The 21693-nt window shown below is 61.7% G+C and carries 26 protein-coding genes; 9 read left to right on the top strand and 17 right to left on the bottom strand.

What is annotated here, in order from left to right:
• Positions 1–117: 117 nt before the first annotated feature.
• Together A6U87_RS03935 and A6U87_RS03930 are read left to right on the top strand one after the other, a co-directional pair.
• On the top strand, positions 118–606 hold the full coding sequence (locus A6U87_RS03935) for a DUF5330 domain-containing protein (RefSeq protein WP_065689889.1): 489 nt from the start codon (positions 118–120) through the stop codon (positions 604–606).
• Positions 607–815: 209 nt separating this feature from the next.
• Entirely contained in the window at positions 816–1238 is a 423-nt protein-coding gene (locus tag A6U87_RS03930; protein ID WP_065689888.1) for a SufE family protein, read from the top strand.
• On the opposite strand, the gene A6U87_RS03925 is transcribed toward A6U87_RS03930, so the two are convergent.
• From A6U87_RS03925 to A6U87_RS03880, 10 genes are all read right to left on the bottom strand, one after another.
• Positions 1235–2044 carry a DUF6456 domain-containing protein gene (locus tag A6U87_RS03925; protein ID WP_065689887.1) on the bottom strand — a complete coding sequence of 270 codons (810 nt, stop codon included), beginning with the start codon at positions 2042–2044 and terminating at the stop codon, positions 1235–1237. The genes A6U87_RS03930 and A6U87_RS03925 overlap by 4 nt on opposite strands.
• A complete protein-coding gene (locus A6U87_RS29545; RefSeq protein ID WP_065689886.1) occupies positions 2037–2468 on the bottom strand; it encodes a helix-turn-helix domain-containing protein in 432 nt (143 codons plus the stop codon). The genes A6U87_RS03925 and A6U87_RS29545 overlap by 8 nt, the downstream gene beginning before the upstream one ends.
• Before the next feature lie 276 nt (positions 2469–2744).
• Positions 2745–3176 (bottom strand): MucR family transcriptional regulator, encoded by a 432-nt coding sequence (locus A6U87_RS03915; protein WP_065689885.1) that lies wholly within the window; start codon positions 3174–3176, stop codon positions 2745–2747.
• 434 nt (positions 3177–3610) lie between these two features.
• Positions 3611–3952, bottom strand: coding sequence for a monovalent cation/H(+) antiporter subunit G (gene mnhG, locus A6U87_RS03910; RefSeq protein WP_198928657.1), 342 nt, complete (start codon positions 3950–3952; stop codon positions 3611–3613).
• Positions 3949–4329 (bottom strand): cation:proton antiporter, encoded by a 381-nt coding sequence (locus A6U87_RS03905; RefSeq protein ID WP_065689884.1) that lies wholly within the window; start codon positions 4327–4329, stop codon positions 3949–3951. Before A6U87_RS03905 ends, mnhG begins: the two co-directional genes overlap by 4 nt.
• Positions 4326–4799 (bottom strand): Na+/H+ antiporter subunit E, encoded by a 474-nt coding sequence (locus A6U87_RS03900; RefSeq protein ID WP_065689883.1) that lies wholly within the window; start codon positions 4797–4799, stop codon positions 4326–4328. The genes A6U87_RS03905 and A6U87_RS03900 overlap by 4 nt, the downstream gene beginning before the upstream one ends.
• A complete protein-coding gene (locus A6U87_RS03895; RefSeq protein WP_065689882.1) occupies positions 4796–6352 on the bottom strand; it encodes a Na+/H+ antiporter subunit D in 1557 nt (518 codons plus the stop codon). Before A6U87_RS03895 ends, A6U87_RS03900 begins: the two co-directional genes overlap by 4 nt.
• Positions 6353–6355: 3 nt before the next feature.
• The gene (locus A6U87_RS03890) at positions 6356–6733 is read right to left on the bottom strand and encodes a Na+/H+ antiporter subunit C (protein ID WP_065689881.1); all 378 of its coding nucleotides are present in this window, start codon (positions 6731–6733) and stop codon (positions 6356–6358) included.
• Positions 6733–7152: a Na(+)/H(+) antiporter subunit B gene (locus A6U87_RS03885; protein WP_065689880.1), complete on the bottom strand. Its 420-nt coding sequence runs from the start codon at positions 7150–7152 to the stop codon at positions 6733–6735. The genes A6U87_RS03890 and A6U87_RS03885 overlap by 1 nt, the downstream gene beginning before the upstream one ends.
• Complete coding sequence (locus tag A6U87_RS03880; RefSeq protein ID WP_065689879.1) at positions 7149–9527, bottom strand: putative monovalent cation/H+ antiporter subunit A; 2379 nt, start codon at positions 9525–9527, stop codon at positions 7149–7151. The genes A6U87_RS03885 and A6U87_RS03880 overlap by 4 nt, the downstream gene beginning before the upstream one ends.
• 530 nt (positions 9528–10057) lie before the next feature.
• On the opposite strand from A6U87_RS03880, the gene msrB reads away from it, so the two are divergent.
• Positions 10058–10468: a peptide-methionine (R)-S-oxide reductase MsrB gene (gene msrB, locus A6U87_RS03870; protein ID WP_065690262.1), complete on the top strand. Its 411-nt coding sequence runs from the start codon at positions 10058–10060 to the stop codon at positions 10466–10468.
• Positions 10469–10486: 18 nt separating this feature from the next.
• On the opposite strand, the gene A6U87_RS03865 is transcribed toward msrB, so the two are convergent.
• On the bottom strand, positions 10487–10993 hold the full coding sequence (locus tag A6U87_RS03865; protein ID WP_065689877.1) for a GNAT family N-acetyltransferase: 507 nt from the start codon (positions 10991–10993) through the stop codon (positions 10487–10489).
• A 26-nt stretch (positions 10994–11019) separates the two neighbouring features.
• Between A6U87_RS03865 and A6U87_RS03860 the strand changes: the two genes are divergently transcribed.
• Positions 11020–11589, top strand: coding sequence for an XRE family transcriptional regulator (locus tag A6U87_RS03860; protein WP_065689876.1), 570 nt, complete (start codon positions 11020–11022; stop codon positions 11587–11589).
• 49 nt (positions 11590–11638) lie between these two features.
• Complete coding sequence (locus A6U87_RS03855; RefSeq protein WP_065689875.1) at positions 11639–12115, top strand: hypothetical protein; 477 nt, start codon at positions 11639–11641, stop codon at positions 12113–12115.
• Here A6U87_RS03855 and A6U87_RS03850 read toward each other — a convergent pair whose 3' ends face one another.
• From A6U87_RS03850 to A6U87_RS03840, 3 genes are all read right to left on the bottom strand, one after another.
• Positions 12116–12784 (bottom strand): hemolysin III family protein, encoded by a 669-nt coding sequence (locus tag A6U87_RS03850; RefSeq protein ID WP_065689874.1) that lies wholly within the window; start codon positions 12782–12784, stop codon positions 12116–12118. It abuts the gene before it with no gap.
• 113 nt (positions 12785–12897) lie between these two features.
• Positions 12898–13221 (bottom strand): TraR/DksA family transcriptional regulator, encoded by a 324-nt coding sequence (locus A6U87_RS03845; RefSeq protein WP_065689873.1) that lies wholly within the window; start codon positions 13219–13221, stop codon positions 12898–12900.
• 13 nt (positions 13222–13234) lie between these two features.
• Entirely contained in the window at positions 13235–13666 is a 432-nt protein-coding gene (locus A6U87_RS03840; RefSeq protein ID WP_065689872.1) for a universal stress protein, read from the bottom strand.
• 201 nt (positions 13667–13867) lie between these two features.
• Between A6U87_RS03840 and A6U87_RS03835 the strand changes: the two genes are divergently transcribed.
• The gene (locus A6U87_RS03835) at positions 13868–14824 is read left to right on the top strand and encodes a VOC family protein (RefSeq protein WP_198928656.1); all 957 of its coding nucleotides are present in this window, start codon (positions 13868–13870) and stop codon (positions 14822–14824) included.
• A 15-nt stretch (positions 14825–14839) separates the two neighbouring features.
• Here the strand turns inward: A6U87_RS03835 and A6U87_RS03830 are convergent, their stop codons facing one another.
• Positions 14840–15787: a LysR family transcriptional regulator gene (locus tag A6U87_RS03830; RefSeq protein ID WP_065689870.1), complete on the bottom strand. Its 948-nt coding sequence runs from the start codon at positions 15785–15787 to the stop codon at positions 14840–14842.
• 156 nt (positions 15788–15943) lie between these two features.
• Here A6U87_RS03830 and A6U87_RS03825 point away from each other — a divergent pair, with 156 nt between their 5' ends.
• The 3 genes from A6U87_RS03825 (at position 15944) to A6U87_RS03815 (ending at position 20163) form a co-directional block, all read left to right on the top strand.
• Positions 15944–17473: an MFS transporter gene (locus tag A6U87_RS03825; protein WP_065689869.1), complete on the top strand. Its 1530-nt coding sequence runs from the start codon at positions 15944–15946 to the stop codon at positions 17471–17473.
• A gap of 214 nt (positions 17474–17687) precedes the next feature.
• Positions 17688–18854, top strand: coding sequence for an AI-2E family transporter (locus A6U87_RS03820; RefSeq protein WP_065690261.1), 1167 nt, complete (start codon positions 17688–17690; stop codon positions 18852–18854).
• Positions 18855–18873: 19 nt separating this feature from the next.
• Entirely contained in the window at positions 18874–20163 is a 1290-nt protein-coding gene (locus tag A6U87_RS03815) for an FAD-binding oxidoreductase (protein ID WP_065689868.1), read from the top strand.
• A 5-nt stretch (positions 20164–20168) separates the two neighbouring features.
• Here the strand turns inward: A6U87_RS03815 and A6U87_RS03810 are convergent, their stop codons facing one another.
• Together A6U87_RS03810 and A6U87_RS03805 are read right to left on the bottom strand one after the other, a co-directional pair.
• Positions 20169–20957: a polysaccharide deacetylase family protein gene (locus tag A6U87_RS03810; RefSeq protein ID WP_065689867.1), complete on the bottom strand. Its 789-nt coding sequence runs from the start codon at positions 20955–20957 to the stop codon at positions 20169–20171.
• 106 nt (positions 20958–21063) lie between these two features.
• Entirely contained in the window at positions 21064–21453 is a 390-nt protein-coding gene (locus A6U87_RS03805) for a DUF930 domain-containing protein (RefSeq protein ID WP_065690260.1), read from the bottom strand.
• Positions 21454–21693: the final 240 nt, after the last annotated feature.

The raw sequence follows: 21693 nt of genomic DNA, 5'->3' as shown, positions 1-21693 counted from the left end.
AATGCCGACGAGTTTCGAAAACCGGCATTCGCAAGTTCTCGCTAAGGTGAATTCACACCGGAGAACCGGCCCGATTCGGCAACAAGACCGAACGGGAAAACAGGATGGGCAACGACGATGTGGTTTCTGATCAAAGGGTCATTCTGGTTCGGGCTTGTGCTCGTGCTCTTGTCGTTTTTTGGCGGCGGAAGCTCGACTGAGACGGCCAACGGACCGAAGTTACAGTTTTCCGACGCCTTCGTGGCGGCGACCGGCGCCTACGACTATCTGACCGGCATGTGCGGCGAGAAGCCTGAGGTCTGCGCCAAGGGCGCGGAAACGATGGCAGCACTCGGCCACCGTGCCCGTGAAGGTGCGTTTGTCGCCTATGAGATGCTTGATCGTCAGTTTGGCGACGGTAGCGCGGCGCATCCGCATACTGCTGCTACTCCTGCCCCGGCAGCACCGATCGCCGCTCTCGCACCGACCGTCCAGGCTCTTGGCGAGCGGACCGCCGCCCTGAACCAGCCGATGCCTTACCGCCCGCCGGTCGATGACGGCAGCAATGTATCCGATACGGTCACGACGGGTACCATTCCGCTGCCGACGCCCCGCCCCGCCACTTGAGATTTCCGCGGGTCCGCCCGCAACCCAGCTTGCACCGTGGGTTCGCCTTGCTGCGAACGCCCTGTGCCTGACGTGCCTGCCCTGTTTACTTTCAGCATTTGTTGCTACGCCGCGAGGAAGCCCATCCCTCGCGGCGCTTCTTTTTAATGGTTCAAATCTGGCCGTCTTTCACCTATATGGAATCTAGACAACGAAAGGCCAGTATACCCATGACGTCCCTCGATCAGATCATCGACGATTTCTCTTTCCTGGATGATTGGGAAGATCGCTATCGCTATGTGATCGAGCTCGGCAAAGCCCTGCCGGATCTCGCCGACGAGAAGAAGACCTCGGCCAACAAGGTCATGGGCTGTGCAAGCCAGGTCTGGCTGGTGACCCACGCGGACGGAAATGCCGACAACCCCACGCTGACATTCGAAGGCGATTCCGATGCGCATATCGTGCGCGGCCTCGTCGCCATCGTGCTTGCCACCTATTCCGGCAAGACCGCATCCGAAATCGCAGCCCTTGATGCCTTCGAGGTCTTCTCGAAAATCGGCCTTGTCGAAAACCTTTCCTCGCAACGGTCGAATGGCCTGCGCTCCATGGTCAACAGGATCCGTGAAGAAGCGCATGTGAGGATGGCAGCCTAGTAACCCATCGCGGGCCGGTAGCCTTCGGCACCCCAGTGCTCCATGCGTGCGTGCCTTGACCGCGCCTGCGGATTATAGTGGCGCGACAGGGCCATCAGCGCTGTTCGCAGCATCAGCTTCGCCGATCGGGCGGGCCACTGGCGCTCGTGTTCGACCGTTTCCAGTCCTTTCATGAAGCAGCATATGTCGAGCGCCACGCCCGAAAGCTCGGGGCCGATCGCCTCGAGCGCACGGTTGACGGCAAGCCGGCCGGCCATCGCCCCTTCGGTCAGATCAGCCATGCCGCCGCGCGCGCCCTTTGCACGGTCGGAAAGACGCGGCTCCCACGAAGCCGTCACCCGTGGCTGGAGCTGGCCGCGGGTGAAGTCCGCCAGCAGCCGTTCGCCGGCAGCGATCGCTTCCGCCGGCAGGAAGGGCGATCCGTTCTTTTCCTTAAGGCGGGTCATGCTTGCGAGCGGCGATTCCGACCTGTTGACGCGAAGCTGCTGTCGTACTCCCTCGACGTCGGTGGCGACCTCGGCGATGTCGCCGTGCTGCTCGTGAAACGCTTCGTCGCGCTCGGACGCGGCGCGCCGCAGATAGGATCGCGCGGCCGCACTCGCGCGCAACCCGCCCTCGCCCCTCTCGGCAAGGCCAAGGGACAGGGCTTCGCCAAGAAGATCGGCGGCGAAAAGATGGAGGCGACCATCGACCGCGCGCAGGCCGACATGCGGCCCGTCGGCTGGCTCCTCCGACACCACGCCGCGGGCAAGAATGCCGATCAGCTTCGCCATCGCCTTGCGGCCGGTCGCATTGGTCTTATTCATGTCCGAGAACTCCACTCGACCGAAAGACCGAACCGACCGTGCGCTCGACAGCGGCAACGAATTCATCGAAGGCGGGATCGTCGCGCCTATCTTCAACGACATGGCATGCATGCCCGACTGTCGTCCGATCCCGGCCGAACGCCTTGCCGATCTCGTAAAGCGGAATCTGCAACGTGACATGGCAGACATACATTGCAATCTGCCTGACGTGGCACAGGGTGCGCCGTCCGTCGCGCCGCACCTGAATGCGACTTGCGGCCAGCATGACCATTTCGGTGGTTATCTGCGCGCATATCATGCAGATCGTGCGGATTGGCAAAGCGGACGGCGAAACGGCGCCGGAGGAATGGCGGTTTGTATCGATGCACTCGACAACGGCGGGCGCCGTCAGCCGAGGTCGCAATGAAAAATCTTCAATCGGCATATGACTACTCCCTATAATAGGAATTATTTCATACACCCTATACGGACGTGAGGATAAACAAAAGCCAATAACCGCAACCATCTGTTGTTTTCGCTGACAATTCTCATTAACGCCCAAAATTAAATGGGATTATTTTCCTCTATCGTCAAACCTTAAAAACACGAAAGCCGGGCTTTCACCCGGCTTGTTTCTCATGTGGCGCTTTCCGCGCCTACAAAACGCATGGCAATCGCAACGCCGATCTTTCGACCGGATGGACGATCGCTATCGAGCGCCTTAGCCGCGGCCGCGCTTGCGGCGTTGACCGAGACCCATTTCCTTGGCCAGGCGCGAGCGCGCCTCTGCGTAGGCCGGCGCTACCATCGGGTAGTCGACCGGAAGGTCCCACTTTTCACGGTATTCTTCGGGCGAAAGGCTATGGTGCGTCATCAGGTGACGCTTGAGCGACTTGAAATTACCACCACACTCAAGGCAGGTAATCTGTTCGTCCTGAACGGATTTACGTACAGAGACAGCCGGCTTCTGCTTTTCGACGACCGCCGTTGCAGTCTGCGGCGTCGACGTATTGCTGAGAGCCGAATGCACGTCGGAAATCAGGTTGGCGAGATCGCCAACGGGCACGACATGGTTGCTGACATAAGCGGCGACAATATCTGCGGTAAGCTCTACCAGCAATTCCGGCCCGCTACCGGCTGCAGTATCCGTCATATTTCGTTTCTCCTGTTTGTATGCTCCAATGGTCGAAGACCTGATCGGCCAAGACCGTCATCGTAGAGCGAACAGCAAAAAGCTCAGGCTGCGGCTACCTGTTTCGAAAAACTGAAATCCACCCCTAGATTCCTGAGGCCGAAACCCGTTCTTATACTGCCTGATCCTGAATTAGTACGTCGTCACGCAAGCAGTTTCCTCAATTAGACATTGAAATTCAAAGCGACCGAGGAAAAAAGCAACGTGATTCTAATTCAATATCAGAACTCTACTTGGCCATTGAAATATCACCGTTTTGCGAAAACGCCAATTATTATTTCTTATATAACTGTCGAAAAGTGCCTACGTCTTAAGAATTGGTAAGCACGCACGGAAACATTAATCATCATTCGAGCGCCACAAATCTGCAAAAATCCGCTTAAAATACTGAATCGTCAGCAGTCTTTTCTTTCAAGAAGATCGTCACGCACGGAAGGCGCCGACAGACGATAACCTGTCTTATGTGCCGCTCTGGCAAGAAGATGTGCGGCAACCGGTGCGGTCAGTATAAAGAAGACGAATCCAGCCACCGCGCGAGCAAAGACAGACGGCTCGCCTGATTCGATACCGGCGGCAAAGAGCAGCAGACCAGACCCGACCGTCCCGGCCTTCGAGGCGGCATGCATGCGCGTGTAGAGATCGGGAAGCCTGAGGATGCCAAGTGCAGCGGCGAATGCGAAGAAAGCGCCTGTCAGCAACAGGACGGCGACGGCGATTGCAATCGCATACTCCATCATCGCTTGCCCTTTCTTGCCGCTTGCTTGCCGCTGCTTTTCCTTGCCGCCTTTGGCTTTTTCGAGGCAACGGGGAGAGTTTTGCCCACTCCTGTGGCGATTGCCCCTCGCGACATGACGAAGCGGGCGAAAGCAACGGTTGCCAGAAATCCGACAAGGCCGAGCGAGATGGCGATATCGATGTAGAGCGAAAAGCCGGTCTTGACGGCGATCACGGCAATGAAGCCGATGGCGGTGCCCGAGAGCGTGTCCAGCGCCAGCACGCGATCAGCCAGCGTCGGCCCGAATACGACACGCCAGGCGGCCAGCAGGAATGCCGCCGCCAGAACAACAAGCGCGATGTCGGCGGCAATCAAAACAATGGCCTGCGGCGAGATCATCGGAACGCCTCCATGATCTTGCGTTCGAAGCCGTTGGCGATATCGCGCCGTGTCGCGTCAGGATCGGAACAATCGAGCGCATGGACGAACAGCGTCCGCCGATCATCGGAGACATCGACCGACAATGTTCCCGGCGTCAGCGTGATCATGTTGGCAAGCAGGGTGATTTCGAAATCGCTTTCGACAGTCAGCGGAAAGGCGAAGATGCCCGGCTTGAGATCCATCCTCGGACGGATGACGGTCATGGCAACTCTCCATGCCGACAGCACGAGCTCCTTGAGGAACAGCAGTGCGAGTGCCGCGATGGCGAAAGGGCGTCCGACGTAGCGGCCGCTGCCATGGGGCTCACGCACGATAAAAAGTGCCAGCGCGCCCAGCGCAAAGCCGAACAAGAGGTTGTGCAGCGACACGCTGCCGGTGACAGCCGCCCAGGCGATGGCCAGCAGAAGGTTGAGAAGAAGACGGATCATTGCGGCGCCTCCCCTGGGAAGACCGACTGCAGGTAGGCGGATGGATCGGCAAGTCCTCGTGCGGCGGTTTGCGTCAGCGCCAGCAATCGTTCCGGCAGCACGCCGAAGCCGACGACCAGTGCGGCGAGGAAGACGAGCGGCAGCGCCGTGCGCCAGCCCATCGATCGCCGCGTTTCCGGCGACGTAGCCGGCCGCCAGTAAGCCAGCAGGAAAACACGCCCGAGCCCGATCGTCGTCAGGAAGCCGCCGGCGAGGATGGCCGCCGCCGGCCACCATGCGCCGACGTCGAACGAGGCCTTGACCAGCATGACCTTCGGCCAGAAACCGGAGAACGGCGGCAGGCCGCAGGCCGCGAAGAACAGGACGAAGGAAATCGCCGCGAAGCCTGCGTTGCGTCGATAGAGTCCGCCCAGACTGTTCAGGGAAAAACTGCCGCCGAGAACCGCCGCCTGGCCCGCGACCAGATAGAGGGCGGTCATCAGCACCATGGAGTGAAGGGCATAGAAGATCGCGCCGGCGAGACCATCCGGCGTACCGATCGCCACACCGATCAGCATGTTGCCGATACCTGAGATGACAACGTAGCCGAACAGCTTGCGAATATCATCCTGCGCCAGCGCGCCAAGCGCGCCGAAGACGACGGTTGCCGCGCCAACAGCCGCGATCAACAGGCTCAACTGCTCGCGCTCGACCGGCAACAGCATGACCATCACCCGGATCAGCGCATAGACGCCGACCTTGGTCAGGAGCCCGGCAAACAGCGCCGAGACGGCGATACGCGGCGTATGGTAGGAGGCAGGCAGCCAGAAGTTCAGGGGAAAGGCGGCTGCCTTCATGGCGAAGGCGAGCAGAAACAGCGCGGACAACGTCATCAACGGGGCGCCGTCGCGCGCGTCCTGCGCCTTCATCGCGATATCGGCCATGTTGAGCGTGCCGAACACGGCATAGAGAATGCCGACGGCGATCAGGAACAGCGTGGTGCCGATCAGGTTGAGCACCGCATATTTCATCGCGCCGTCGATCTGCCCCCGCTCCGATCCAAGGATCAGCAGGCCGAAGGACGAAATCAGCAGCACCTCGAACCAGACGTAGAGGTTGAAGACGTCCCCGGTGAGGAAGGCCCCGGTGACGCCGGCCATCAGCATCAGCAGCAGTGGGAAAAAGCCATAGCGGCGGGCGCTGTCGTTGATGTCGGCAAGCGCATAGATGCCCCCCGCAAGCGCTGCAAGCGCTGCCGTCAGCGCCATCAGCGCGCCAAACAGGTCGACGGTGAAGGCAATGCCGAAGGGCGGCAGCCAGCGTCCCATGACCATCGTCAACGGACCGTGGACAACCACCTTCGCCAGCAAGGCGGCATCGACGAGGGCCAGCAGCGCGAGCCCCGGAATGGCGACCGACGCCTGGACGCGCATCGAGCCGCGCAGCATCAAGAGAACAGCGCCCAGCGCGATGCAGAGCACAACCGGGGCAATCGCCAGCCAATCGCCGACCGGAACCGGCGCGGTGACGACGGCTGCGGAGAGATCCGGGATTTTCTCGATCGGGGCAGCCATCGTCTAATACCCCATCGGCGGCAGTGGCGGATTGACGGGCTCGGCAACCCGCATCTCATCGGTGTTGTCGGTGCCAACGTCCTGATAGGCGCGATAGGTCAGCACCAGGAGGAAGGCGAGAAACGAAAAGGAAATGACGATCGCCGTCAGGATCAGGGCCTGCGGCAGTGGATTGGCCGCGCCGGCGGGCAATGAATCGAGCGTGCCGGGGATGATCGGCGGCACTTCGCGTGTCAGCCGCCCTGCCGTAAACAGCAGCAGGTTGACGCCATTTCCGAGGACGGCGATGCCAAGCATGATCCGAATGGAAAACTTCGACAGCATCAGATAGATCGCGGCGGAAAAGAAAAGGCCGACGAGGATCGCAAAGACCGGCTCCATCATTCGACCTCCCGCTCTTCCAGCGCCAGCGCGATCGACGTGATGGCGCCGACAACGACGAGATAAACCCCGATATCGAACAGCATGACGCTCGACAGCGGCACCTCGACGCCGAAGACCGACGGATAGATCCACAGGCCGGTCATGAACGGCACGGCCAAAAAGATGGACAGCAAGCCGGCACAGCATGAGAGCAACAGGCCGGCGCCGGCGATCGCCAGCGGATGAAAGACGATGGCGTGGCGCACTGCCCCGACACCGCGCGCAATGCCGAAAATCGCCAGCGCCGAGGCAGCAATCAGCCCACCAATGAAGCCGCCGCCCGGCTCATTGTGCCCACGCAGCAGGACGAAAACCGAAAAGAGCAGCATCAAGGCTGTGAGCACCGGCGCGATGGTTCTGAAGATCAGCGTGTTCATGGGCGTTCCACCCCGAGATCCTCGGGCGCATCGGGATCGTTCTCAGCCAGCTTTCGCTCCGTCTGCGCCCTCACCCGGATCAGCGCAAGGATGGCAAGCCCGGTGACGGCGACAACCGCGATCTCGCCAAGCGTGTCGGTGCCGCGGAAATCGACGATGATGACGTTCACGACGTTCGCGCCATGGGCGATGGTCTTCGAATAGGTGTTGAAGAAATCGGCGAGTCCCGTGTTGAACGGCCCGTCCGTCGCCTTCATCAGCAGCAGGGCAAAGCCGGTGCCGCAGGCAAGCGCGATCGCGCCATCGAGGAGCGTCTGGCCCAGCGAGCGCCGGTCGGTCGGCGACAGCCTCAGGCGCGTCATCACCAGCGCCAGGATCACCACCGACAGCGTCTCGACCATGAACTGCGTGAAGGCCAGATCCGGGGCGCCGAACAGCAGGAAGATGATGGCCACGGCAAAGCCCTGGATGCCAAGCGAGACGATGGCCGTCAGGCGATCACGGGCGCAGACGACGGCAGCCAGGCCGACAACGGCAAGGAGGAAAATCCCCCATTCGTAAAGCGGAACTCCATCCGGCATCGCCGGCAGCGACGGCCATTCGCCATAGAGCCAGAGCGGAACAAGCAGGATCGCCGCGACACAAAGGAAGGTCGTGGTGACATAGAGTTCGAGACGCCCTGGCTGAATGAAGCGGGTGACAGCAACAGCAAGGCGAACAAGGCCGGTGATCGCATGGTCGAAGCCGCGATCCGGCCCCGGCCCGAGCTTGCGCAGCAACGCGGCCATCAGAATGCGCCCGCGAGCCAGCTGCCAATAGGCGCCGATGCCGATCACGCCTGTCAGCAGCGAGAGAAATAGCGGCACGCCGATATGCGGGACCAGCGAGATCTCGATGGGAGCGGCAGCGCCACGCACGGCAGACGCCATCGGCGTCGAGATATAGTAATGGGCCGTGCCGGAGAAGACCGCTCCGACAAGGCCGAGCAATGCCAGCACGATTGGCCCCGTCAACAGGAGCGGCGGTGCCTCGTGCGGATGCAACGGGGTTTCCACCGTCTTTCCGATGAAGGGCTTCAGCGCCACGGCAAAGCCGACGGCAAACATCAGTGCATTGCCGGCGAGAGCAACGACGGTGAACATGATCGAGCGCGGGTCGCTATGGGCGAGTGCGGCGTAGATCTCTTCCTTGGCGAGAAAGCCGAAGAAGGGCGGCCAGCCGGCCATCGAGACGGCAGCCGCCAGCGCGGCGGCAAAGGTCAGCGGCATCGCTTTCCGGAGGCCGGACAATCGGGTGATGTCGCGCGTGCCGGTTTCGTGGTCGATGATGCCGGCGACCATGAAGAGAGCGCCCTTGAAGAGCGAGTGCGCCACCAGATAAAGCACCGCGGCCTCGATCGCGTAAGGGGTGCCGAAGCCGGTCAGCATCACCAGCAGGCCGAGCGAGGATACGGTGGTGTAGGCAAGCTTCAGCTTCAGGTCGGTCTGGCGAACGGCAAGCAGCGTGCCGACGATCAGCGTCGCGCCGCCGAACACCGGCAGCAAGGCTTCCCACGCGGCTGTTCCGCCCATTGGCGGCTGAAGCCGCATCAGCAGATAGACACCGGCCTTCACCATGGTCGCGGAATGCAGGTAGGCGGACACCGGCGTCGGCGCCTCCATCGCGTTCGGCAGCCAGACATGAAACGGAAACTGTGCCGACTTGGTGAAGGCGCCACCCAGTACCAGCAGCAAAATGGGCAGATAATAGGCGTTTGCGCGCAACAGATCGCCGGAACGCAGCAGCGTGGAGAGGTCCGTCGTTCCGGTGACGCTCCACAGCAGAAGCAACCCGGCGAGTAGCAAGAGGCCGCCGCCGCCGGTGATGACGAGCGCCTGCAGCGCCGCCCGGCGCGACGCTTCGCGGCTGTGATCGAAACCGATCAGCAGAAACGAGGTGATCGACGTCAATTCCCAGAAGGCAAACAGCATCAGGTAGCTATCGGACACGACCAGCCCGAGCATGGCGCCCATGAAGAGGAAAATGAACGAGAAGAAACGTCCAAGGTCAGGATGACCCTTCAGGTACCCGCCGGCATAAAGCACCACCAGCGTTCCGATCCCGGTGATCAGCAGCGCGAAGGTCAGCGACAAGCCGTCAAGCAGGACGGAAAACGCGAGATTGTAGCTCGGCACCCAGGCATAGCCGCCGGTGACGACAGTGCCGCCGGCCACCACGGGCAGCAGACTGAAAAAGTGCAGGAAAGCAAGGAATGGGGCGACAGCCAGAAGCCATGCAGCCTTGTCACCCAACGCCCGGACGATGAAGGGAGCGACGGCGGCTGCAAGAAACGGCATGCACAGGGCCGCGAATGTCAAAGCCGTGACAGCGGCCATGTCCCCTCCTCTGCTGGCATGGCCGATGAACAAATCAACCAAAATCAGAAGTGCCAGCTAGGTTTAGGAGAAGAACCGCCCTGCCTCAAGCTTTCTTCGGCCGCGCCGCGCGATACTCACAGGGAACGGCAACCTCACGGACATAAAAAAGTGGCGAGAGGCGGCTGTGCAGCAGGAAAAAGGCCAGCATCACTGGCCAGATGAGAGCACACAGGAGCCCGGTGAGCCGTGCCGTCGTCCACCGATCGTGATGAGCCCACCCCTCCAGGAAGGACATCATGACGAACAGGACCACAACGGCACCGTATATACCCCAAAAGACACCAGGCAAAACCCAGGCTCCCCAAACAAACACCCCACTTATTCTTAACAATACTTCAACACTGCGCTAAAATATATCATCCCTATTCGGCGTACCCCGTGAGACCGTCTCCCTCTGAAAGACGTATCTCTTGATCGTTTCCGGAAGCCGCACCACATTTGCGATCGACGCAGCCGCCGCAGGCCCGATCCGAAAGGAAGCAACACCCATGGCAGAAACGACCACCGCCAAGGTCCGGAAAACGGATGCCGAATGGAAGGAACAGTTGACGCCGGAGCAATACCGGGTGACCCGGCAGCACGGCACCGAACGCGCCTTTACCGGCCCCTACTGGGACTCGTTCGAGACAGGCCTCTACCGGTGCGTCGGCTGCGATGCGCCACTCTTCCGATCCGACACCAAATTCGATGCAGGTTGCGGCTGGCCCAGCTATTTCGAGGCGGTTTCGCCGGACGCGGTGACCGAGCATCGCGACAGCAGCTATGGCATGGTCCGCACGGAAATACGGTGCGGAACCTGCGATGCGCATCTCGGCCACGTCTTCCCCGACGGCCCGCCACCCACCGGCCTGCGCTACTGCATCAACGGCCATGCAATGGTGTTCGAGCCCGGGAAATAAGGAGGCACAACGCCGTCGTTATTTGGAGACGCGAAGTTCCATGAACGTCAGATCCAGCCAGCGGCCAAACTTCGTGCCCACTTCGTAGAACGTGCCGCCGTTGCGGAAGCCAAGTTTCTCGTGCAGTCCGATGGATGCCGCGTTTCCGGCCTCGATGCCGGCGATCATGACGTGGATACCGTTTGCGGCCGCGCGCTCGATCAAGGCCTGCATCAGCAACTTGCCGACACCCGCGCCTTGATGGTCCTTTTCCACATAAACGGAATGCTCGACGGTGTGTCGAAAGCCCTCGAACGCGCGCCAGTCGCCATAGGAGGCATAGCCGGCGACCAGGCCGTCCTTGACCGCGACCAGAACGGGGAACCCGCGCGCCTGGCGCATCTTGAACCATTCCACACGGTTTGGCAGGTCGACCACCGTCTCGTTCCATATCGCCGTCGTGTGCTCTACCGCGTGATTGTAGATATCGCGAATGGCTGGGAGATCGGCTTCGGTCGCGTCACGGACGAGAATGGCTTGCGGCATTTGCGTTAGTCCACTATTGTTTCAATATGTCCACTATATCAAACGACTTTGACTACTGTCTAGGGGAGCGCGTCCGCGCCGAGCGGGAAATACGCGGGTGGTCCCTTAGCGATCTGGCAGACCGATCGGGCGTGTCACGCGCCATGATCCACAAGATCGAGCGCGGTGAGAGCAGCCCGACGGCGTCGCTGCTCGGAAAACTCTGCGGCGCCTTCAGCCTGACCGTCTCGGCGCTGATCGCCCGCGCCGAAGCCGGCAGCGAACGGCTTGCCCGGCGCGCGGACCAGCAGGTCTGGACCGATCCCGAAACGGGCTATACGCGCCGTCACGTCTCGCCGGCAAGCGGCAGTCCGTTCGATATCGTGGAGATCGATCTTCCTGCCGGCGCTTCCGTGGCCTATCCGGCATCCTCTTTTGTCTTCCTGAGGCAATGTATCTGGGTGGTTGAGGGTGAACTCACCTTCACGGAGGGCGGCATCGTGCATAATCTCGGCGCGGGCGACTGCCTGCTGCTCGGGCCGGCGGCCGACTGCGAATTCCGCAACCGCAGCACCGCCCACTGCCGCTATGTCGTGACCTTGAGCAAGACAGGCTGAAATAATCGCCGCGATGCGCTAGGCTTCGTCGCGACCAAGGAGCCGCCCGATGATCAACCGCTTCATCCTACTGCTGTGTTTGACCGCAACGCCGGCGCTGGCGGACGATTGGCGCCCCTATGCCAACGCCCGGTTCGGCTACGCGATCGACCTTCCGGGAGACTTCAAGGTTACGGCCGAAGCCGACAACGGCGACGGTATGACGCTGACGTCGAAGGACGGAAAAGCCGAACTGCGGGTCTTCGGCGCAAACAGGATGGAAGACGATTTCGCAGCCGAGGTCAAAAGCCGCGTCGCGATGGACAAGCAGGATGGCTGGGCGATCGGCTACAACAAGTCGTCAAAGACCTGGGCAAGCTATTCCGGCTCCCGCAAGGATCGCATTCTCTATGTCCGGGCGATTGCGCTCTGTCACGACGCCATCGGGTACTTCACGCTCGATTACCCGAAAGCCGCACTGACGCAGTACGATCCGATCGTCGCGCATATGGTGAAGACACTGGCGGCACCGCCGCGCTGTGGCTGATCAGAGCCCTGACGCGCCCATGCTGAGACAGGTGAAGACCGCCGAATAATGCACCGCGGCCGCGGCAACGACGAAGCCGTGCCAGATCGCGTTCTGAAAGCGCAGCCTTTCCCATACGTGGAAGATCACGCCGAGCGAATAGATAATTCCGCCGATAACGATCAGCAGCATGGACGCAAAGGGAATGCGCTCGGCGACTGGCCCGGCCACCATCACACCGCTCCAACCCATTGCGAGGTAGAGAAGGATCGCCAGCTTGTCGTAGCGGCCGGGGAAAGCGCATTTCAGGAACACGCCGACCGCGGCGACGACCCAGATGCCGATCAGCATGCCGAACAGCAGCGGATTGTCGGCGCCGCGCTGGAGGAAGGGCGTGTAAGTGGCGGCGATCAGGATGAAGATCGACGAATGATCGAGCCGCCGCAGGAACCACTTTGTTCGCGATACCGGCCAAGCGTTATAGGAAAACGAAATGCCGATCGTGAGGACAAGGCCGACGGCATATATCCACGCCGCCGCGAGCTCTCCATGCGAACTCCAGACGGTCGCATAGAAGATCAGGGCGGTGGCGCCGACCAGAGCAAAAGCAAGACCGATACCGTGGACGATGCCATCCGCGATCAGTTCGTACTTGTCATAAGCCCAGCGTATACCGTTGAACTCCGTCATGCCGGAACGCCCTCTTTCGGTCGGCTGATGGTGTCACTTCAGCGGCTTGCGCGCAATACAACAGCTTTGCGGTCGTGATACATCTTCGTGAGGAGGCGCGCGGCTGCGCAGGCCTACGAGTGCGGCATGCACTCTTCGCAGAGCGGCGCATAGGGTACGGCGGCGAGACGCTCTTTGGAAATGGGCAGACCGCAATTGGCGCATGTGCCGTAGGTGCCGTTGGCAATCCGGGTCAGGGCCGCGGCAATGGCGCGCAACTCTTCCTGACCGGCCTGGCCGAGCCCCTCCAGCACTTCATCGTTTTCCATCTCGGTCGCGCGATCATCGCTGTCCTGCTCCTTGAGCCGGCCGAGATCGACATCAATCCGGCTCAGGCGCGATTGCAGCTCCCGCTGACGATCAAGCAAAATCTTCTCGTATGCCTGCATGTCACTCATAGGCTTGCCTCCCTTATGCCGCTGTCGCCCGGCGCTGCCTGTCGACCAGCACCGAACATTTCGCGTGGCGCACCACCCGGTCGGCAGTCGCGCCGATGAAGTAATTGCTAATATCGGGAATGTGCGATGCGAGGATGATCAGATCGGCATGGTTGGCTTCGGCTGCGGCGAGGATGCCGCTGGCCGGACGGCCGTGACTGATCTGCAGGCTGGCGGGAATCCCGGTCGTGACGATAAGAGCCTCCAGCTTGGTGCGTGCGTCGGCCGCAGCGCTTTCGACGAGCTCCACGGGAAGGTCGACGGCGACATAGGTCGGGATATCCTCGACCACGTTCAGGAGGATGATTTCCCCTCCCGTGTCGAGCAATGTCGCCGCTTTGCGGAACGTTGCTTCTCCATCCGCCAGTGCCCCGATTTCAATGGCTACGATGATCTTCTTGTACACTCCGGCCCTCCTGTCGCGCCTGACCTTGCTGCGCGATCTTCTCAGAAAGAAGATAAGGCGCTTTGATCAAGATCAAGTCCCCCACGCCGCGGACCGTCAACGATCGTCGAACGCTTCATCGCCAAAACGGGATCTTTTGTGAACGATGGAAATCCGCCATATACGGGATCAAGTACAGCGGCCAAGGGGAGCTCAGAAGCAATGGATCGGCGAAAATTCCTTGGCATCGCTACAGGCAGCGCGCTCGCTGCCACCGCCGGTACGCCTACTCTTTCACAGGCAGGAGATATCCGTATGACGACCACCGAAACTTCCTATGCGCTGACGCGCCCTGCCTATGTCGACCACTCGCATCTTGTCGTTACTGACCTGGCGCAGGTGTCCAGCTTCTATCAATCGATGCTGGGCCTCAAGGTCATCGAGAAGACAGCCAGTGGCGAAGTTCTCGGAGTCGATGGCACGCCGCTGCTGACGCTGACGACAGGCAAGGACATCCGCACGGCGCCGCGCAATGCCGCGGGCCTGTTCCACACGGCCTTCCTGATGCCCAACCGTACGGAACTTGCTCGCTGGCTGCGCCATGCGGCGCACAACAATGTCGTGCTCGAGGGCGCTTCCGACCACCTCGTCAGCGAAGCGATCTATCTCTCCGACCCGGAAGGCAACGGCATCGAGATCTATGCCGACCGGCCGCACGAGCAGTGGAAGTTCCATCAGGACGGCCAGGTTGAAATGGCGACGCTCCGTCTCGACCTCCAGGCACTCTATAACAGCGCGCCACAGGATGCGTGGAACGGCATGGTGGACGGCACTGCGATCGGCCATATCCATTTGCAGGTCGGAAATATTCCGGAAGCAGACACATTCTATCGCGACGTGCTCGGCCTGAAGCTGATGGCGCGCTACCCCGGCGCCAGCTTCTTTGCCACCGGCGATTACCACCACCATGTTGCCGCCAATATCTGGAACAGTCGTGGCGCCGGCACCCGCGCCGACGGCATGACCGGACTGTCCGACTATGCCCTTCGTTTCAACGATACAGCGGCGCTCGATAAGGCGGTCGCCAAGCTCGACGAGCTCGAAATCAAGAGCGAGAAGCGCGACGGCGGCGTGTTCCTGAAAGATCCGTGGGGCATCGGCCTGACGCTGACGGCCTAACTCTCAGCCTCGCAATCATCCGGCAGCGCCCACCGAACGGTGGGCGTTTGTCGTTGTGGCGGGGCTGTCGCAGCTGTCAGCAAACAGCGCCTCCGTCAGGAAGTCGACCAGAACGCGCACCTTCGGCGAGAGATGCCGGTTCGACGGCCAAAGCAGGTGGAATTGGCCAGGGCCGTCGATATGGTCGCCGAGCACGGTGCTGAGTGTCCCCTCGGCGAGCGGGCTGCGGGCGAGAAAATCAGGCATGCAGCCGATTCCGAGACCGCTCAGCGTCGCTCCCCGCAAGGCCTCCATGTTGTTGCAGACCATCGATGTGCGGACCACAAGCTCCGGAGCGCCTGCGGGCAGGGTCAAGGGCCAGTTCTGGATCTTGCCGCTGTTGGGGAACCGGAAGCGGATCCCGAGATGACCGCAGAGATCCTGCGGCGTCTTCGGTACGCCATGCTCCGCGAGATAGGCGGGCGAGGCGCACAACAGCATCTGCAACGGCCGCAGCGCCCGCGACATCAGGCGGGAATCCGGCAGGTTGCCGCTGCGGATCGCCACATCGACGCCCTCCTCGATCAGATCGACGATGCGATCGTTGAAGTCGAGATCGAGTTCGACCTCGGGATAGAGCCGTATGAACGCTGGCAGGACCGGCAGCAGCAGATGATAGCTGACCAGCGGCACGCTGAGGCGCAGCCGTCCCCGCGGCGTCGCCACGGCTTCGGCCAGCGAGGCCTGCGCGTCTTCGAGATCGTCGAGAACGCGCCGGCAGCGTTCGTGGAACAGACGCCCCTCCTCGGTCAACCTGATGCTCCTCGTCGAGCGCTGGAACAGTCGCACGCCGAGCTGCCGCTCAAGCGTCGTCACCGCCTTGCCGACGGCCGAAGCGGACAGACCCAGCACCCGGCCGGCTGCAACGAAGCTTCCGAGGTCGGCCGTCCTGACAAAGGCGGCCAAGCCGTTCAACTGATCCATTGCCACTCCTTATTCGAGCGTTTCTTTCCGCAATGGGCGGAAAGGTCGCCATCTTATGCAATCACTCCTGCAAATTTATCTTGTCTTGGCCGCGAGTTCCAGGGTTTCGACTATGCCCGTCCGCGCGCACGTCATTTTCAACCAGGCGGAAACCTCATGAAAAGACCCGACAAGACACGCCCCGCGAAGGCGGGGACCAAGACGCTGGCGCTGATCGGCGTCTGCTGTGCCGCGGCCGCGATGCCGCTGACATTTACCGGCCCTGCGGTTGCCCTTCCCTCGATCACCCGGGATCTCGGCGGCAGCCCGATCGCCCTCAACTGGGTGACCAACGCCTTCATGCTCACTTTTGGAAGCAGCCTGATGGCCGCCGGCGCGCTGGCCGACAGCTATGGACGCAAACGCATATTCCTGTGTGGGCTGGCTGCGTTCCTTCTGTTTTCAGCGGCCCTTGCCTTCTCCACCGACATCATCTGGTTCGACATCCTGCGGGCGCTGCAGGGGCTGGGCGCCGCGGCGGCCTTTTCGGGCGGCATGGCGTCGCTTGCCCAGGAGTTCGACGGCAATGCCCGCATGCGTGCCTTCAGTATCGTCGGGTCGAGCTTCGGGGTCGGGCTGGCATTCGGCCCCATCGCCTCCGGCTTCATGGTGGAGACTTTCGGCTGGCCAGCCATCTTTGCGTTGGTCTTCGCGCTCGGCACCATCGCCTTCATCCTCGGCGCCGTGTTCCTGCATGAGACTCGCGATCCGGCGGCATCCGGCCTCGACTGGCCTGGCGCCATCAGCTTTACGCTGGCGCTCACGCTGTTCACCTACGCGGTGCTGCTGGCGCCTGAACGCGGCTGGCAAAGCCCTGCCGTCCTTGGCCTGCTGGCCGCGTCGGCCCTGCTGATGATTGCCTTCTGCGTCATCGAGCGCACCGTAAGGCGGCCGATGCTCGATCTGTCGCTGTTCCGCTATCCGCGCTTCGTTGGCGTGCAGTTGCTGGCGGCCGCACCTGCCTACGCCTTCGTCGTCCTGCTCATCCTGCTGCCGGTGCGTTTCATCGGCATCGACGGCATGAGCGAAGTTGCGGCCGGCAAGATGATGATTGCGCTGTCGTCGCCGCTTCTCGTCCTGCCGATCGTCGCGGGATTGCTGACGCGCTGGTTCAGCCCCGCCACCATCTGTGGCGCCGGGCTCATGATCTCGGCGGGCGGGCTCTTCTGGCTCTCGAATATGCAGGCGGCCGCGCAACCGGCGCTGTTGATCGCGCCACTCCTGACGATCGGCGTCGGGATCAGCCTGCCGTGGGGGTTGATGGATGGCCTCGCCGTCTCCGTCGTTCCCACGGAGCGGGCGGGCATGGCGACCGGGATTTTCAGCACGACACGGGTTGCCGGCGAAGGCGTGGCGCTGGCCGTCGTCAGCGCGGTTCTCTCCGCGCTCATCCGCTCGAACCTTGGCACGGAAGGCAACGCAACCAGCGCGGCCCAGCAGCTGGTCACCGGGGACCTGAAGGCCGCTGTCGCAAGCATGCCGGCCATCGGCCGTGACGGGCTGGTTCAGGGATACGGGCAGGCCTTTGCCACCCTCCTCCTGCTTTTGACGGCAATTACGATCGTGACGGCCATCGTCGTCGTCCTCTTCCTCGGCCGCAGGGTGCGGGAACCAGAGGCGATCGCGTGTGAGAGCGCGGCGACGTAGCCGGTCGCGCGCGACGAACGAAGCAGGCAGGGCCGCAGTCTCTCGTCCTCTCCGGGCGTACCGAGAAGCGGCCCTGCTCCCCCGCCGAACTTTTGCTCACCTTGCACGCAGGATGCGGCAAGATCGCGGCATTTATCTTCTGCGCCCCAAGGAACCCAATTCGGTAAGCCGCGTTTTGCGCTCGAAGCATCGGGCTTCCGGGGATCTTTCATCGATGGGCATTGCCAACGGGATACGCAAACAGGCCAACAAGATCGCACTCGGCGAACGCCACGTCAGCACATGGGCACGCACCATGCAGGAGGCGACCGACCTGATGCCCCAGGCTCCGGTGCGCCGCGTGGAAAAGGACGGCCTCGATATCCTCACGGCCTGGGCGATCATCGGCATTTTCGGCATCCTTGCTCTGGCGGGCGTCTACATGATGGCGCTGATCCTCATTCCGCTCACGCTTGCCATCGTCGTCGGCATGATACTCGGCATCCTGGCGGAGAAGCTCAGCAAGCTCGGCGTGCCACGCATCACCAATGCGGTGCTGCTGTCGTCAAGCGTCGCGCTGATCCTCTTCCTGCTCGCCAATTCGCTGGCCGGGCCGCTGGCGACCCTTGCCAATGACGGCCCCGCCTTCGCCGAGAAGACGATGGAGCGGCTGCTTCCCTACCTGGAGCGCATCAAGTGGCTGCACATCACGCCGGAGACCTTCCAGAGCGGCCCGATGTCCAGCGACAAGCTGCTCGAGAACACCGGCAACATCCTGCATCTCATCACCGCCAACCTGACGCCCGCCCTCGTCCAGGCGCTGATCTTCTTCGCAGCGCTGCTTCTGTTTCTGGCGGGCCGCGTCAACCTGCGCAAATCGATCATCATGGTTTTCAAGACCAGGCCCCAGCGGCTTGCCGCCATCCGCGTCATCAATGGCGTCGAGCAGGCGCTCGGCTTCTATTTCGCCACAGCATCGCTGATTTATGTCTGCCTTGGCGTAACGATGATGGTCATCGCCTATGTCGGTGGCCTCTCCTCGCCGGTTCTGTGGGGGTTCTTCGCGTTCCTGTCGAGCTTCGTGCCCTATCTCGGGATCACCATGATGACGCTGGCAGTCGCCATCGCCGGCATCCTGACGCATGACGGCGTGCTGATCGGTCTGATCCCGGCTGCGGCCTTCTTCTGCGTGCACCTTGTGATGGAAAACCTGATCTTCCCCGCGGTGATGGGACGACGGCTGGAAATCAATCCTTTCGTGGTCTTTATCGCGATTCTCTTCTGGACTTGGATGTGGGGCGCAGTCGGTGCTATGCTGGCTCTACCACTATCGCTGATCGTAATGACCATCATCGATGAACTCTTCATCGAAGAAAAAGTGCAGCCGCAATTGCCGAAATGATTGAGGTAAGAAGCGTACGATGGCCGAAGTTGATCTGAAAGAGTCCAGTCACGATCGTCTGACGAGCGGCGCATGCCTTTGGGGCCATGCCGGCGTCAGGCCAGCCTACCAACCACTTGCAGACAATATCAAGGTCGACGTACTGGTCGTCGGCGGTGGCATCACCGGCGCGTTGACGGGTCAGCACCTGTCGGAACGCGGCCTTTCCGTCGCGATTGTCGATCGCGAGGAGCCGGGTCTCGGCAGCACCGCGGCAAGCACCGCGCTGTTGCAGTGGGAGATCGACCGGACGCTGACGGAGCTCGAACATTTCTACGGACACGAGCGCGCTATCGGCATCTACCGGCGCAGTGCCGGATCGGTCGCCGGTCTTGCCAAACTCATCACGGCGCATCGCATTCCCTGCTATTTCCGGCCACGCCAATCGCTGTTCCTCACCAGCAACAGCGAGGGGGCCGGTGACCTGATGCGGGAAGTCGAGCTGCGCCGGCGTGCCGGACTACCGAGCACCTATCTGGAGCATTGCGATCTCTTCACCCAATTCGAGCTCGATCGCGATGCCGGCATTCTTTCTCGCGGCGCGGCCGAAGCCGACCCTCTACTCCTGACCTGGAGCCTGCTGGACATGGCGATCAAGCAGCAGGCGCGCCTGGTCAACGCCTCCGTCACACGGCTGACCAGCGAAGGCGGCCGCGTGACGGCCGAGACCGACCGGTCATTCGTGATCGAAGCGAAAGCCGCGGTGCTCGCAACCGGCTACACAATGCCCGGGATCGAAATGTCGAAGCTGCATCGCAAGACCTCGAGCTGGGCGCTGGCCACCGTGCCGCAGGATCCGGCAACGCTCTGGCGCGATCAGGCTCTGATCTGGGAAGACAGCCATCCCTACCTCTACATGCGCACGACGGCGGACGGCCGGATCGTTGCCGGTGGTGAGGATGACGACACCGTCGATCCTGAGATGCGGGATGCGAAGCTACCGCAAAAGATCATGGCGATCCGGGAAAAGATGAAGCGGCTCTGGCCGAGAGCGGATACGCGCGTGGCAAACGCCTGGTGCGGGACGTTTGGGGAGACCGTTGACGGCTTGCCGCTGATCGGCCCGGTTCCGTCCCTCCCCCGCGTCTATGCCGCCTACGGCTATGGCGGCAACGGCATCACTTTCTCCTATCTCGCCGCTCAGATGATCGGCGTGATGATCAGTGGTGGTTACAGGGATTGGTTCGACGATTTCGCGCTGGACCGGGATGGCCCCGGCTTCGGTGCCGCCCGCCCCGTGCAGGATCGACGCGAGACGCTCTTCAACTGACCAGGCTATTCCGTCGTCTGGTCGTCGCCGGTGTCGTCGACATCCTCTAGTCTAACGAACTCAGTGCCCTTGGCCTTGAGGTCGAGGATCGCCTTGGCGACACCCTCACCCGCTGCGTGGGTCGGCTGGTTGATGTGGGAGATCACCACATCGCCATCCTTGGCTGACGAGATCCGCTTTTCTGTCACGGCAGCACCAAGCAGCGAGCCGCCATCGCCGTTCACGGAATAGCCGGCAATGCGATAGCCCATAGCGCGGATCTGCTCGATCGAGGACAGATCGTACTTGGCGGTCGAGCCGCGGAACCAGCGGGGCGCGGCAATACCGGCAGCGAGCATCGCGTCCGCGCCGCCCTGGACCTCCTGCCGGACTGCCTCAGGGGAGCCGGCGGCGGCGATCCCATAGATCGAGACCGGCTTGTCGACGGCGGGAACGTGGTTCTGTCCGTGGTTTTCCAGTTCGAAGAGGTCAGGGTTCTTCAGAAAGATTTCGAGCGCCTGCGGATTGTGCTTCAGCCAGCGGGCGGTGACGAAGATCGTGGCCGGGATCCGCTCGCTGACGAGCACCGACAGGATGCGGTCGTCGGCCTTGCCCATGCAGGCATCGAAGGTCAGGGCGATGCGAGCATGCCCTTTCACGTTCGAGCGGGCGATGCGCAGGTGTGGCTCGACCAGCCTCGGAGACGCGGCCCCCTTCAGGGTAACAGGCGGCTGCGCCGTCGTTGCCACGCTCGTTGCAGAGGCAATGGAAACGGACGCGAACAACAGCGCCGGAACGAGAAGAGTGCGATTCATATCAAAGAGATGCCGTTGAATGTTTGACGACTTGTTAACGCATCGCGCGAAGGCGCGACATGTGGTCTGATGCCGCTGCGACCGCCCGGCGGCACCCGCTGCCGCCTCAATCGTAGAGGTAATACTTGGTCCACTTCTCGCGCGGGACCTTGTCGCCGATCGAGTACTGCAGATCACGTACATTCATGTGCTGCGGGCCGGTGATGCAGGTGTAGGACAGATGATACCAGTCGCCCTTGCTGCGGAAAACGGCGCCCGGTGCTTCCAGCTTGTCGTCGCCTGCGACCGGATCCTTGAAGGTGTAGGCAATCACCTTGTCGGGCTTGTAGCCGGAGGGATCCTTATTGATTCGGCTCATCGCCTCTGTATCGCAGCTCTGTTCGAGCCGCGTGGCGGGGTCCAGTTTCTCGAGCTGCTTCTTGATGGCGGGATCTACTGCGAAGGCAGGAGCGGCAAGGCTTAGAGCCGACAGGAGCAGCACGATACGTTTTGGCATTATGTGGAATTCCTTTGCATGCACGTTCGGGAATTTCGCCATCGCCCGCCCGCTTGGGACCGAGCCGAACGATATCCGAATTCCGCGCGACGGTAGCGGACTTTCTTAAACAATGTGGTGACATCAAGGCAACGTGAGCAGTCCTTCGCTTTTCACAGGCTGGCTCGGCAAGCAGTCTTCCGAGCTTGATCCGGGGCCTGTGGGCCTCTATCTCTTGCCCACCTGTCATTCCGACCCGGA

Origin of the sequence: Rhizobium sp. AC44/96, from assembly GCF_001692185.1 — a bacterium.
Taxonomy (GTDB): Bacteria; Pseudomonadota; Alphaproteobacteria; order Rhizobiales; family Rhizobiaceae; genus Rhizobium.
The sequence above is the reverse complement of the archived record's forward strand: the minus strand, read 5'-3'. Positions and strand labels throughout refer to the sequence as shown.